This window comes from Priestia sp. SIMBA_032 (assembly GCF_046535215.1).
Lineage (GTDB): Bacteria > Bacillota > Bacilli > Bacillales > Bacillaceae_H > Priestia > Priestia aryabhattai.
In genome coordinates this window covers 1-272 of the sequence record NZ_JAWRXD010000666.1, presented here as the reverse complement: position 1 = coordinate 272, position 272 = coordinate 1, and the positions used below count along the sequence as shown (strand labels likewise).

The 272-nt window shown below is 63.6% G+C and carries 1 protein-coding gene; it reads left to right on the top strand.

The features are described from left to right. Positions 1-5 precede the first annotated feature (5 nt). A partial coding sequence (locus tag SB717_RS35925; protein WP_410907758.1) for an AMP-binding protein occupies positions 6-272 on the top strand: 267 nt, incomplete at its 3' end.

Genomic DNA, 272 nt, shown 5'->3' with positions numbered 1-272 from the left:
ATGCGATCTTTGGCGGGCTGCCGCTCTTCTCTGGAATCGGGCAAACTCTGGTCCTGAATGCGGCGGTGCTTGCAGGCGCGTCCATCAGCATGCTGCCCCGGTTTGAACCCGGCACCGCGCTGCAGATCATGGACCGTGACCGGGTCAGCATCTTCGCCGGCATTCCGGCAATGTATGCGGCCATGCTGGAGCATCCGGCACTGGGGGAGACTGACACATCGACCGTGCGGTGGGGAATTTCCAGCACAGCTCCGCTGCCGCCGGAGAGCATG